At 71.9% G+C, this 13625-nt stretch carries 8 protein-coding genes and 1 pseudogene; 3 read left to right on the forward strand and 6 right to left on the reverse strand.

Annotated elements, in window-relative coordinates; all coding sequences use genetic code 11:
- Positions 1–200 (reverse strand): annotated as a pseudogene (locus tag ACFWJ4_RS38420) (electron transfer flavoprotein subunit beta); the annotation flags it as partial.
- Positions 201–570: 370 nt separating this feature from the next.
- Between ACFWJ4_RS38420 and ACFWJ4_RS38425 the strand changes: the two are divergent.
- Positions 571–1842: a hypothetical protein gene (locus ACFWJ4_RS38425; protein WP_380553235.1), complete on the forward strand. Its 1272-nt coding sequence runs from the start codon at positions 571–573 to the stop codon at positions 1840–1842.
- The gene (locus ACFWJ4_RS38430; RefSeq protein WP_380553237.1) at positions 1839–2408 is read left to right on the forward strand and encodes a hypothetical protein; all 570 of its coding nucleotides are present in this window, start codon (positions 1839–1841) and stop codon (positions 2406–2408) included. Before ACFWJ4_RS38425 ends, ACFWJ4_RS38430 begins: the two co-directional genes overlap by 4 nt.
- Here ACFWJ4_RS38430 and ACFWJ4_RS38435 read toward each other — a convergent pair.
- Complete coding sequence (locus ACFWJ4_RS38435) at positions 2377–4542, reverse strand: tetratricopeptide repeat protein (RefSeq protein ID WP_380553240.1); 2166 nt, start codon at positions 4540–4542, stop codon at positions 2377–2379. The genes ACFWJ4_RS38430 and ACFWJ4_RS38435 overlap by 32 nt on opposite strands.
- Positions 4543–4807: 265 nt before the next feature.
- Between ACFWJ4_RS38435 and ACFWJ4_RS38440 the strand changes: the two genes are divergently transcribed.
- Complete coding sequence (locus tag ACFWJ4_RS38440; protein WP_380553242.1) at positions 4808–7861, forward strand: tetratricopeptide repeat protein; 3054 nt, start codon at positions 4808–4810, stop codon at positions 7859–7861.
- 150 nt (positions 7862–8011) lie between these two features.
- Here ACFWJ4_RS38440 and ACFWJ4_RS38445 read toward each other — a convergent pair whose 3' ends face one another.
- The 4 genes from ACFWJ4_RS38445 to aspT all read right to left on the reverse strand — a co-directional run bounded on the left by ACFWJ4_RS38445 (position 8012) and on the right by aspT (position 13364).
- Positions 8012–8809, reverse strand: coding sequence for a family 1 encapsulin nanocompartment shell protein (locus tag ACFWJ4_RS38445; RefSeq protein WP_380553245.1), 798 nt, complete (start codon positions 8807–8809; stop codon positions 8012–8014).
- Between the two features lie 43 nt (positions 8810–8852).
- A complete protein-coding gene (locus ACFWJ4_RS38450; RefSeq protein WP_380553248.1) occupies positions 8853–9908 on the reverse strand; it encodes a Dyp-type peroxidase in 1056 nt (351 codons plus the stop codon).
- Between the two features lie 14 nt (positions 9909–9922).
- Positions 9923–11578 (reverse strand): bifunctional aspartate transaminase/aspartate 4-decarboxylase, encoded by a 1656-nt coding sequence (locus ACFWJ4_RS38455; protein WP_380553251.1) that lies wholly within the window; start codon positions 11576–11578, stop codon positions 9923–9925.
- Between the two features lie 112 nt (positions 11579–11690).
- Entirely contained in the window at positions 11691–13364 is a 1674-nt protein-coding gene (gene aspT / locus ACFWJ4_RS38460; protein ID WP_380553253.1) for an aspartate-alanine antiporter, read from the reverse strand.
- Between the last annotated feature and the right edge of the window lie 261 nt (positions 13365–13625).

Here is a 13625-nt window from a genome sequence, read left to right on the forward strand (position 1 = left end):
TCCGGCCCCACCGTCAGCACCGTCACCTCGGCGCCCTCGTTCGCCTCCGCGATCCGCAGCGCCTGCTCCACGCCGTACTCGTCCAGCTCCGACAGGAGGCCGTCCACACCCTCCCGGTCGGTGGTGTGGTCGTCCGCGAAACGACGGTCACCCGTCGCGTCCGGGACGTGCTTCACACAGACGACGATCCTCAAGCTCATGAGTGGTTCTCCTGTCACGGGTGCACGGGTGCACTGGATCCATGGCCTCAGGCATGCCGAGGGTACTGAGTGCCAAGTCCGGCCCGGCGCGGCCCGCGCACCGCAAGCACCACCTGGACCGGCATACCGTGTCGGCTCTCTTCGACTGGCGTCAGAGGCTCCACGGAGAGAATACGGCACTCAGTACCCCTCGTAAAGGAACTCAGTACCCTTCCCGGCTCCGGGGGCCGGGCGGCGGCGCGGGAAGCGGACACAAGGTTTCCGCAAGCACCGACCAGATCGCGTCATGGAATCCGCCAGACGCCCCGGGGAGCATCGACCCCGGGGCCCGCGAACGGCCCCGAACCTGGGATCAAGGAGGGGGAGAAGGATGACCTTGGTGCACGGGGAACAGGACATCACCACGACGGACGGAACGCGACGGACGCCGGCGCCCTGGAGCAACAACGGGCCCTGGGAAACCCTGCGGGACCGCAAGGAGGTGCTCGTGGTCGCACAGACCATGGTGTACGCCAAGCGGCTGCACGACTTCTACTCGCTGCTCGCCCCGGACCTGCGGGTCCACGTGCAGTTCACGGTGGCACCGCACATGTTCAACGGGGGCGCCGCGGAGATCCTCCGGGCGCTGGGCGGCACCGTACTGCCGTGGGAGCAGGCGGTCCGGCGCGAGTTCGACCTGATCCTGGCCGCCGGCTCCCAGGGGATCGAGCAGTTGCACGGCCCGGTCGTCCGGCTGCCGCACGGGGCCGGCAACATCAAGCTGGCCCGGCACAGCGCCCCGGACGGCGAGCGGGCGGCCATCGGGCTCGGCCGGGACTACCTCTACTGGGAGGGACGGCTCGTCCCCACCTCGTTCGCCCTGGCCCACGAGGAGGAACTGCTCGAACTCCGGCGCGGCTGCCCGGACGCCCTGCCGATCGCCGAAGTGGTCGGCGACCCGTGCTACGACCGCATCTCCGCGGCACTGCCGCACCGGGAGGACCACCGGAGCGCCCTGGGGCTGCGGCCGGACGAGAAGCTGGTGCTGGTCTCCTCCACCTGGGGCGACGGCTCGCTCTTCACCCGGCTCGACGCCGTGCTGCCCAGACTGACCTCGGAACTGCCCCGGCACGGCTACCGGGCCGTCCTGCTGCCCCACCCCAACATCGCGGCCCAGCACTCGGCCTACGCGGTGCGCTCCTGGGCGAAGGCCACCACCCGGGGAGCCGTCACGGTGATCCCGCCCGAGACGGACTGGCGGCCGCTGCTGGTCGCCGCCGACTTCGTCATCGGGGACCACGGCTCGGTCACCCTGTACGGCGCGATGACCGGCGTCCCCGTCCTGCTGGCCGAGTACCCGCACCGGCACGTCAACCCGCGCTCGCCGGCCGCGCAGCTCGCCCGGACCGCCCCCGCGCTCGCCCCCGGACACCCGCTCACCGGCCAACTCGCCTACGCCGCCGAGCAGTACCGCCCGGAGGACTACGCGGCCATCGCCGACCGGATCAGCTCCGAACCGGGCCGCTTCGACCGCAACGCCCGCCGGCTGCTGTACCGCGTCCTCGGGCTCGGCCAGCCGGCTCACACCCCGGATCCGGAACCGCTCCCGCTGCCCGAACCGCTGGACGCGATCGCGGCGGCCGACGCGCGGCGGGCCGGATGACCGCCGCGCTGCACACGGTGCGCCTGGCGCCGGTCCGCCCCGGCGCGCGCGACGGCTCGGCAACCGCGCTGTTCGAGGCCCGGGTGACGTCCACCGCCGGTGTCCGCCACGGGCTGCTGGCCGCCGACCCGGCGGCCACGACGGCGGCGGAGCGGCCGGGGCCCGGGTTCGTGGACGAGCACCTCGTGCTCGACCTCACCGAGCCCGGCGGCCTGCGCTGGCGCCGGCACGCCGACGTGCTGCACCTCGGTCCCGTTCCGGCGGCGGACGCCCACGCACGGCTCGCGGGACTGCTCTCCGCGCACCCCGGGTGTGCGGTGGCCACGGCCGAACACCGTCCGGGAGCGGTGCTGGTGCTCGCCCGGACCGGGGAACGGCTCGTCCTGCGGGCCTCCGGTCCGGGCGGCGGGCCCGTCCCGCCGCCGGCCCTCGGCTCGCTGGCGCACGCCTGGCTGGCGGCCGGACGGACGCTGGACGAACTCGACCGGGTCAGCGCCGCCGGGTGCCGCACCCCGGGCTCCGGGTGGAACCGGCTCACGCCTCCGGTTCGCCCGGACAGGGAGTGACGGCGCCGTCCACACCGTACGCGGCGAGGCGGTCGGCCAGTCTGGCCGCCTCGGCCGCGGCACCGACCTCCTGGTACCGGGCCCTGGACTGCTCGAACCGGGCCCGCGCCGCGTCCGGTCGGCCGCGCAGCTCCTCGACCTGCCCGGCGAACTCCAGCGTCCGCGCCTCCCAGTGCGCGGACAGCCGGGCCCGGAACCCCGCCAGAGCCTCCTCCAGATGGGCCTCGGCACGCTCGTACGCACCCAGCCGGCCGTGCGCCAGGCCCAGGAAGGCCGTCGCGCGGGCCGCCTCGTAGTCGTCCTCGATCGAGGCCAGCTCGCGGCCCGCCCGCTCGACGGGCTCCACCGCCTCGGCCGCCCGGCCGGCCAGCAGCAGCACCTCGCCGTACGCCAGCCGGGCCAGCGCCGAACCGCGCAGGTAGTCCTCGGCCTCGCGGAGCCGGACCACCTCGTGCAGGCACTCGGCGGCCGCGTCCAGCCGGCCGGCCATCCGGTGGGTCTGGCTGAGCCCGTACAGCGCGTCCGCCTGCACCAGCGGACGGCCCAGCTCCCGGGCGAGGACGAGGGCTTCGCTGAACCAGCGCGCCGCCTCCTCCCCCTCCCCCGCGTTCCGCAGTCCGTTCCCGCCGTCGGTCAGCATCCGCAGCTCGCCGCTGCGGGAACCGGCCGCCCGGGCCGCGTCCAGGCCGATCCGGGTGGCCTCGACCCACAGCCGGGCCGGGCGCAGCCGCAGGAACAACGGCCACATGGCGTCCGCGAGTTGCCACGCCGCCGCGGGGCGGTCCAGTTCCCCGCACCAGCGCAGGACGCCCGCCAGCCGGTCGCGTTCCGCGTCGTACCACTCCAGGGCCGGGACGTCGCCCCCGAACTCCCGGGCCGGATGGACGGGGCGGCTGCGGTAGTCGCGGGCGAGGGTGCGGTGGGTCGGCGAGACGACCGCCTCGGCGGCCGTGGCCGAGGCGAGGTACCAGTCGACGAGCCGGTCCAGCGCGGCCCCGGTGGACCCGGCCGCCCGGACCCGCGCCCCGTGCGCCCGGGCGTGCAGCCGCACCAGGTCGTGGAAGCGGAACCGCTCCGGCCCGGTCTCCTCCAGCAGGTGCACATCGATCAGACCGTCCAGCAGCCGATCGGCCCCGGCCACGTCCACGTCCGCCAGCACGGCCGCGTTCTCCAGGGTGAACTCGGCGAAGGGCAGCAGGCCGAGCAGCCCGTAGAGCCGGGCGGCCTCCGCTTCCAGCACGCCGTAGGACGCGTCCAGCAGGTCCCGCACCGTCTCCCCCTCCACGTTCAGCACCGCCAGCCGGTCGGTACCGCGGCCGAGCATCTCGGCCGTCGCCGCGAGCGACTGGGCCGGGCGCGCCGCGATGCGGGCCGCCGCCAGGCAGATCGCCAGCGGCAGCCCGGCACAGGCCTCCACCACCTCGGCCGCGGCGGCGCGCTCGTCGACCACCCGGTGCCTGCCGACCCGCGCGGCGAGGATCTCGGTGGAGGCCTCCCGGGCGAGCGGGCCCAACGGCCGGAACACCGCACCGTCGATGCCCAGCCCGGTGAGCCGGCGGCGGCTCGTCACCACGACCACCGTGTGGTCCGATCCGGGCAGCAGCGGCCGCACCTGGGCGGCCGTCGAGGCGTTGTCCAGCAGCACCGCGATCCGCCGCTCCGCCGCCAGCGAACGCCAGAGCGCGGCCCCCTCCTCCAGGCTCCCGGGCACCGGGGAGATCCCGAAGGCCCGCAGGAAGCCGCCGAGGGCCTCGGCCGGGTCGGCGGGGCCACCGGGCGCGTAGCCGCGCAGGTCCGCGTACAGCTGGCCGTCCGGGAAGCGGCCGGCCAGGCCGCGCAGCCACTGCGCGGCCAGGGCCGTCTTGCCGACCCCGGCGGGGCCGGTCACCACGAGGGTGACGTCCGCCGCCCCGGCGTCGGGGGCCAGCGAGAGGTCCAGCGCCTCCAGGTCCGCCTCCCGCCCGATCAACCGCCGCGGACAGGGCGGGAGTTGCCTGGGCGTGGGCAGGGCGGACGCACCGTGCAGGTGCAGCCCGCCGTGGATCGTTCCGGCCTGCACCACCGGACCGGCGACCGTCGTGGCACCGGCCAGCGAGTTCCGCACCACTCCGTACGGCAGGTTGACGTCGTTCACCGGCGCCCGCCGACCACGGTCGATCCTGTCACTGGGCCCCCCGGCCTCGGACGAATTACCCCTGCGGCGCTATCACATGACGCTTCGTCACGTCGAGACAATTCCCAAAAGCATGGGCACCGAACCCTGCGGTGGTATGGCCGATTACCTCACGTGCATGCGATGCTCACCCGCGACACGGCAAGCTGGTAGCCAACCGGCGGGGGGCGTCATCTTGAGGTTCCATCTCCTGGGTTCAGTTGAACTGTCGGTGAACGGAGAGCCATTGGCCATTCCGTCCGACAAGCGGCGCCAGTTGCTGGCCGCCCTCGCCCTGGAGGTCGGAAGGCCGCTCTCCCACGACTCGCTCGCATACCGACTGTGGGGCGAGGACCCCCCGCCCAGCGCTCTGACCAGCCTGTACAGCCACGTTTCCCATCTGCGCGCCCTGCTGGGACGGGCCGCCCGGAGCACGGCGGCGACAGAGCTCCGGGAGCCGCCCTCGATCGTCACCAAATCGCATACGTACACTCTGCGGACGGATCCCCTGCTGATTGACTGGTACCTGTATCTGGACCTCTCCGAACAAGCCGGACTACTCGCCGAGAACGGGCAGGACCACCAGGCCAGAACCGTGCTGAGCCGCGCCGCGAGCCTGTGGCGCGGCGAGCCCCTGGCCGGCCTGCCGGGCAGCTGGGCCCGGACCACTCGCACCACCATGGCCGACCAGCACTTCACCACCACACTGCGCCGGGTCGAGATCGACCTGCGCATCGGCCGCTTCGCCGAACTGATCCCCGAGCTCACCGCACTGCGCGAGGACCGCCCCACCGACGAGCGCCTCGCCGGCCACCTGATGACCGCGCTCTACGCCGTCGGCCGACAGACCGACGCGCTGGCGGTCTACCCCGCCGTCGCCCGGCTGCTCCACGCCCACTTCGCCACCGAACCCGGCGAACAGCTCACCCGGCTCCACCAGATCATCCTGCACGGCGAACCGCTCCCCGGCTCGGCGGTACGGGCCGGGACCGCGCCGACCCCCCGCCCCGCGGCCGTGCCGCCCGAGGACGTCCCCGGGCGGCACCGCCTGATCGGCCGGGAGGACGACCTGCGCCGTGTCCTGCCCGGCCCCGACACCCGGCTCGCCCGGGGCGGGGTGGTCACCGTCTCGGCGATCCTCGGCATGCCCGGAGTCGGCAAGACCACCCTCGCCCTGCACGCCGCCGACCTGATGCGCGAGCACTTCCCGGACGGCTACGTCCATCTCAACCTGCGCGCCCACGTCGGCAACCAACCGCCGCTCACCCCGGAGGCGGCGGGCGCCCTGCTGCTCAGACGCCTGGGCGTGCCCGCCACCACCATCCCACTGGACGCCGACGAGGTGTTCGCCCTCTGCGCCGAGGAACTGTCCTCGCGCCGCGCCGTCGTCGTACTCGACGACGCCTCCAACGCCGCTCAGGTCCGCCCGCTGCTGCCACCCGCCCCGTCCGCCCTGATCCTCGTCACCAGCCGCCAGCGGCTCACCGAACTCCCGGGCGCCCGACCGGTGTTCCTGGACGTGCTCACGGTGGACGACGCCGTGGCCCTGTTCGCCGACGTGGTGGGCCCCGAGCGCTCCACGGACACCAGGAGCATCATCGAGATCGTCGAGCGCTGCGGCCACCTGCCCCTCGCCATCGAGATCGCCGCCAGCCGCTTCAAGGGCCGCCCGTCCTGGACCCTCGGGCACTTCGCCCGGCGCCTGTCCAGGACGAACGGCCGGCTCGGGGAGATCCGCACCGGCTCGGCCAACATCGCCCAGGTCTTCGAGCTGTCGTACCGCTACCTCTCCGCCGGCCAGCGATCGGCCTTCCGACTGCTCGCCCTGTACCCGGGACCGGATTTCGGCGTGCACGCGGCGGCGGCGCTGCTCGGACGGACGATCGATGAGACGGACGAGGTTCTGGAGGCTTTGCTGAACTGCCACCTGATCCAGGAGATCGCACCCGAACGATACCAACTCCATGATCTCCTCAGGGAGTTCGCGACAGCTCTGGGGGTGGAAAAGGATCAGCGGGAAGCGGCCGACGATCGACTGATCCGCTTCGCCCTGCACGCCGCCGACCGCGCGGACCGCCTGCTCTATCCGCACAGATCGAGAACCGAGCTCCCGGGCGATCAACAACTCGACCACCTGGCCGAGCTGTTGACCGATATCGAGATGAACTCACCCGAATCGGCACGGACTTGGCTGGAGGCCGAACACGCCGCCCTGATCGCCCTGACCGCGCAGGCGCCCCGCGCCGGCGTCGCGGAGAGCGGCGCCTGGCTCGCCCATGTCCTGGCGGGCCACCTGGACGCCGAGGCGTACTGGAGGGAGGCGCAGAGTCTGCACCGGGCAGCCGCAGCCCACTGGCGGTCGCAGGCGAACGACCGGCAGGAGGCGCGGGCACTGATCGACCTCGGCGCGACGCTCGCCAACGCCTCCCGCTACGAGTCCGCGGCCGAGGCCCTCGAACGAGGCCTCGGCCTGGCCCGGACGGAGGGCGACCTGGACGCGGCGGCGAACGCGCTCAACCTCCTCGGGCGGCTGCGGTGGAGCCAGAGCCGACTCCGCGAGGCCCTGACGATCCAGCGCGAGGTACTGGCCATTCGAGAGGAACAGAACGACCGGTGGAACGTCGCACGCTGCCTCGCCAACATCGGCATCCTGCATCGGTCGCTAGGGGATTCGGAATCGGCACTCACCACCTACAACAGCGCATTGCCGCTGGCCCGAAAATTCGACGACCGGGTTCTCGAACTCCGAATACTGAACAACCTCGGAGAACTTCATCTCAGCGCCGGAAGAAATGAAATGGCACGAGGCGTCTTCGAACTCATCCTGGAAATCGACGAATCATTCATGTCCCAGCTGGATCTATCCGTGGTTCGCACCAACCTGGCAGAAACACTGGCGATTCCCGAAGAACTCGAAATGGCCGTCTCGCTCTACCGGTCGGCATTGACGACCTTCCGTGAGATCGGCAGCGTCCGCCACGAGGCCGACAGCCTCAACGGACTTGGTCAGGCCCTGCTCGCCGCCGGCCGGCACACGGAGGCGCACCACTCCCACACCCTCGCCCTGGAGCTGGCCCAATCCATCGGGGCCGCCCGCGAACAGGCGGCCGCCCTGCGCTGCCTGGGCCTCTGCGAGGCGGCGGCCGGCAATCCGGCTGCCGCCCTCGCACATCTGACGGCTGCCGCCACATTGGCCGAGCAGGTCGACATTGCAGACGAAGCCGCACGGGTCCGCGCAGCATTAACCGACCTAAAGTCCAGATATTCATATAATCATGATCGCCATAATGTTCGACCATAGAACGTCAGCTTGATCGCCGGGCCGGGCATCTGATTGAATCTGACACCCCGGGAGCCCAAACCGTCGATTGAGCACAGAGAGCACGATTGCGATGTTCATGTCCATCTGCATAGCCGCCCACCAGATCCTCGCTTCGATGCCGATCTGGTGCTAGGCGCGTAGGACGACGGCCGCCTCTCCCGTGTACACCCGGAACGTCAGCGTCTCCTGAAGGTAGAGCTGAATCGTTTCGGCATCGTGGGAGAGGTAGCCCACCGAGGCGTCCTGGCCAAGGAAGAGCTCGAAGTCACCGCCGCGGGCGGAGAGCAGGTAGGCGCCTTCGATGGCCGGGGCCCAGATGATGTCCCCGTCGAGGAGGCGGGCGATGTGGTTGTGGACGGGGTAGCCGTGGTCGCTGGTCTCGTTGACCGCGGTGAAGGCGTCCGCGCCGAGCAGGAGTGAGTACGGTCCGCCGACGCCGGCGAGGCGGAGGGCGGTGAGCCCGCGGCTGACGGCCTCCGGGTATTCCCTGACGTCCAGGGGGAGTTGGACCGCGGGGTTGGTGGAGGCGGCACGGATGCCGTCGATGCCGGCGGCGCGGTAGCCCTCGAAGACGGCGCGGTCCTCGGCCAGGGCGAGCTTGCGACCGGCGTCCTTGACGGGCTGCCAGTCGGAGTCCCGGGAGCCGCGTTCGACGTCGTCCACGGCGTCGCGGCGGACGGTGAAGGGGACGCGCAGCTCGACCACCGGCTGGGCGGCGCGGGCGCGGGCCTGGATGCCGTCGGTCGGGGGGTCGATGGCGGTCAGGTGGCCGGTGCCGACGGCCGCGAGGGTGGCGCCCTCGGGGCCGTCGAGGTCGACCACCCGGCGGCCGGCGATGTGGAGCTTGAAGGTCTGGCGGGCCTCCTCCTCGATCTCCTCCCACGCGGCGGCGGAGATCGGGGCGAGGTCCCGGTGGAGGTTGTTCATGTGCGGGGTCCTGTTCAGGTGGTCTGTCAGGTCGTCTGTCAGGTCAGGGGGTCTGCTTGAGGCTTCCGATGCCGAGCGAGCCGTCCCCGGAACCGGCCACGGAAGCGGGGACGGCCACGGGAACGGCCGCAGGGACGGGGACGGACTCGGAAGCAGCCGGCGCCGGCGGCGGGGAGTCGAGGAAGTCGGCGGTCGGGACGAAGAACAGCCCGCCGGTGACGGCGGTGGAGAAGTCGAGCAGCCGGTCGGTGGTGCCGGGCGGGTTGCCGATGAACATGTTGCGCAGCATCTCCTCGGTCACCCCGGGGTCGGCCGCGTAGCCGATGAAGTAGGTGCCGACCTCGCCGTCGCGGCCGGCGGAGCCGAAGGTGCCGTACGGCATGTTGAAGCGGACGATCTGCCGTTCCTCGCCGTCCGGCCCGGTGATCACGGTGAGCGCCACGTGCGAGTCGGCGGGCTTGACGTCGTCGGACAGCTCGATGTCGTCGAGCTTGGTACGGCCGACCGCCCCCTCCTGCTGCTCGACGCTCAGCGCGTTCCAGGTGTCCATGTCGTGCACGTAGCGCTGCACGACGACGTAGCTGCCGCCGGTGAACTCCGGGTCCTCGGCGCCGATCAGGGCCGCGCGTTCGGCGGCCCGGCCCTCCGGGTTCTCGGTGCCGTCGACGAAGCCGAGCAGGTCCCGGTCCTCGAAGTACTTGAAGCCCTGGACGGAGTCGACGACGGCGGCCGCCCCTGCGAGCCGTTCGGTGAGCTTCGCGGCCAGTTCGAAGCAGAGGTCCATCCGCTCGGCCCGCAGGTGCAGCAGCAGGTCGCCGGGGGTGGCCGGGGCCCGGTGGCGGGGGCCGGCCACGTCCCGGAAGGGGTGCAGGGCGGACGGGCGGGGGCCGGCGAAGAGGCGGTCCCAGAGTTCGGAGCCGATGCCGGTGACGCAGGTGAGAGCGCCCTCGGGGGCGCGGAAGCCGACGGCTCGGCGCAGTCCGGCGAGCTCGGGCAGCAGGTCGCGGACGGCGTCCTCGCGGCCGGGTTCGACGGTGAGGACCAGGAAGACGGCTGCGCTGGTCAGCGGGGAGAGCACGGCTTGCGGTTCGGTCTGCATGGTCGTGACCTCTCTCAGGACGCCCGGGAGGCGTCCCACTCGGCGCGGTAGTCGGCGAAGATCCGCTGGAGGTGGTGTCCGATCTTCAGGTAGTCGAGGTCGTCCAGGTTCGCGAGCGAGACCCGCACGGACCACAGGGGCCCGTCGAAGCCGCCGCCGTTGAGCAGCACCACACCGGTCTGCTCGGCGAGCCGGAACAGCGGCTCGGTGGGCTCGTAGTTCTTCTCCAGGAAGGTCGCGAAGTCCTTGCCCGCGACCCGCTCGGCCTCGGCCAGCAGGTCGAGTTCGACGTAGTAGCCCGCCCGCCGGGGGTCGTCCGAGATCTTCATCCCGGATCCCTCCAGCAGCAGGTCGAGCCGTCGGCGGACGATGCCCTGCACCCGCGCCTTGTACGCCTTGCCCTCGGGCAGCAGCGCGAACAGCGAGAAGAGCACCATCTGGACCTGCTGCGGCAGGCTGAGCCCGGCGGTGTGGTTGAGCGCGACCTGCCGGGAGTCGGCGACCAGCCGGTCGATGAAGCGGATCCGTTCGGGTTCCAGGCTCAGGGTGCCGTACCGCTTGGCGAGGCGCTCCTTCTGTTCCGCCGGGAGGGCGGCGATCATCTCGTCGATCACGTTGTCCCGGTCCAGGCCGATCACCCCGAGGCGGTGGCCGGTGGCGCCGTAGTGCTTGGAGTAGGAGTAGACGAGCAGGGTGTTGCGGGGCAGCTCGGCGGCCAGGCTGCGGAAGCCGTCGACGAAGGTGCCGTAGACGTCGTCGGTGACGATCACCAGGTTGGGGTTGGCGGTGGCCACGATCTCCTTGATCTGGTCGGTGACCTGCCGGGACAGTGCCAGGGAGGGCGGGTTGCTCGGGTTGACCAGGCAGACCAGCCTGATCCCGGGGTCGGCCAGCTTGGCGACCTCCTCGGCCGGGTAGCGCCATGCCCGCACCCCGGTCTCGACCAGCTTGTCGGCCTGGATCTCGACCACCTCGAAGTCGTAGGTGTCCAGCTCGGGGATCTCGATGTACGGGGTGAACACCGGCACCATCAGGGCGATCCTGTCGCCCCGGTGCAGCAGGCCGTTCTTCATCAGCGAGTCGAAGACGTAGCACATCGCGGCGGTGCCGCCCTCGGTGGCGAACAGCTCGGGCTGCTGCGGCGACGCGGGCCGGCGGTCCATCAGCTCCTCCTGGAGGTAGCCGCGGACGATCTGCTCGGCGTGCACCAGCATCCGGTCGGGGACGGGGTAGTTGTCGCCGATGCTCGCGTCGGCGAGCTCGTGGAGGAAGTCCTCGCGCTCGAACCCGAAGCGGTCCACGGCGAGTTCGACGCTGCGCCGGAGGAGTTCGATGCCGGGCAGCTCGGGGTGGCTGCGGACGAAGGCGTCGAAGCGGCCGGCGATGCCGGACCGCTCCGGCATGCCGCCGAGGTCGTCGGCGGTCCAGACCCGGCGGCTCTCCCCCAGCGCGAAGTGGCCGAGCGCGAGGCAGGCCTCGCGGGGGCCGGTGCAGATCCAGTTCGGGTTGCCGCGGCCGGCGTTGAGCATGTGGGCGGTGGACGTGTCCTTCTGCCCGGGCTCGTTGCGCTGGTAGGCCTCGGCGAGCCGGACGAACTCGGCCTTGAGCTCGAAGGGGCTGAGCCGGGCCAGTCGACGGATCTCCTCGTGGCCGATGCTGGGCTTCGTCATGGCGTTCTCGACTCTCCTCGGGGAGGGCGGGCGGCTGGGGCGCGTCCTGTGGGGCCTGTCGGCGCACCCGGCACGGACTCGCCGGGCGCGCCCTTGCTGACGGATCGTCATGTCAGGCCCCCAGCATGCCGACCAGGATCGGCCCGGTGAGCGGGAGCAGGAAGTTGGAGATGGTGTAGGTGATCGTGTAGCCGAGCATCGGGATGCTGCTCTGGGCGACGTTGGTGACGGTGGTGATCGCCGGGGTGCTGCACTGCTGGCCGGCGATGGCGCCGACCAGGATCGGCGGCTCGATCTTCAGCAGCTTGCGGCCGACGAACAGCGAGAGCACCGCCGGGACGGTGACCATGAGGATGCCGGAGAGCGGCAGCAGCACCGGGTGGTCCTTGAGCAGTGCGGCCGCGTCGGGGCCGGCGGCCAGGCCGGTGACCGCGATGAAGACGGAGAGCCCGAGGTCCTTGGCGGTCTGCGCGGCGACCGGCGGGTAGGCGCCGAAGGTGGGCCGCTGGGCCCGGACCCAGCCGAAGACCAGGCCGGAGACGAGGCAGCCGCCACCGGTACCGAGCGAGAGTGCGGCGTCCCCGGCGTGCACGGTGATCAGGCCGATCAGCACGCCGACGCAGATGCCGAGGCTGATGTAGATGTAGTCGATGGCGTCCTTGCTGATGCTGACGCCGGCCCTGGCGGCGAACCGGTCGACGGCCGAGCGGGCGCCGGTGACGGTCACGGTGTCGCCGCGGTGCAGTTCGGTGTCGGCGATCGCGGGCAGGTGCTGGTCGACCCGCCGGACGTCGGTCAGGTAGATCCCGGAGGTCGCGGACGGCTGGTCCGCGGCCAGCTCCCCCGCCGTCCGACCGACGAAGTCCTTGTTGGTGAGGACGATGTCGCGGACCACCAGCGGGCTGTCCAGGCCGGGCACGCCGGGGGTCTCCGGGCCCAGCTCGTGGCCGGTGTCGATGACCGCTTCGCGGCGGCCGACCAGCAGCACCCGGTCGCCGCGGCGCAGCCGGAAGTCCTGCTCGGGGTGGAGGGTGCGGCCGTCCCGCCGGACGCCCTCGACGGTGACCAGGCTCGGCCGGACCTCCTCGACCCGGGCGATGGTGGAGCCCTCGCCCTGGGAGACCAGGTAGGTGCGGCCGACCAGTGCGGGCAGCGCGGGCTGCTCGTCGCCGGCCAGCGCGCCCTTGCCGCCGCGCAGCTTCTGCCACAGCTCGCGGGAGGCGTCGGGCAGCTTGATCCGCATGACCAGCGGGAAGATCTGGCTGGTCAGCAGCACGATGGAGACCAGGCCGAAGAGGTAGCAGACCGAGTAGGCGGCGGCCACGTGGTTCTGCAGCTGGGCGGACTGGTCGGCGCTGATGCCGGAGAGGTTGGAGATCGCCTCCTGCGCGGTGCCGACGACGGCCGACTCGGTGGCCGCTCCGGCCAGGATGCCGGCCGCGGTGCCGACGTCCAGGTCGAAGGCCGTGCCGATGCCGTAGGCCATCCCGACGACCAGCACCGCCTCCAGGACGCAGAGCACCGCGAAGCGCAGGCCCTTGGCGTTGAGGTTGGCGAAGAACTGGGGGCCGGCGATGTAGCCGAGCGAGAAGATGAACAGCGCGAAGGCGACGTTCTTGACGTCGGCGTTGACGCTGACGTGCCGGCTGCCGATCAGCATGGCGACGATCAGCGTGCCGCAGATGCCGCCGAGCCGGATCGGTCCGGCGCGCAGCCTGCCGAGCAGGTAGCCGAGCGCCAGGCAGGTGAACAGCGCGAGGACGGGGTTCTCCCGCAGCAGGCTCACGGCAGCCGCTCCCGGCGTGGCGCGGGGACGCCGGGCGGGGGATGGACCAGCACTGATCCGATCATGGGAATGATTACATCGCAAAGCGGACAATCCGGCACGGCCGACGCACAGCCGAACGGCCCCCACCGGGCGGACCGGACGGACCGGACGGCCCCGCCGGAGGCCGGGCGGTTTCTAGCGGTCGTTGCAACACGTGGTCGGTTGTTCAGGCCGCGAGCAGTTTATGCAGGCGCTCGGCTGGGGTTTCCCAGCCGAGCG

This window comes from Kitasatospora sp. NPDC127067 (genome assembly GCF_042724755.1).
GTDB lineage: Bacteria > Actinomycetota > Actinomycetes > Streptomycetales > Streptomycetaceae > Kitasatospora > Kitasatospora lactacystinica.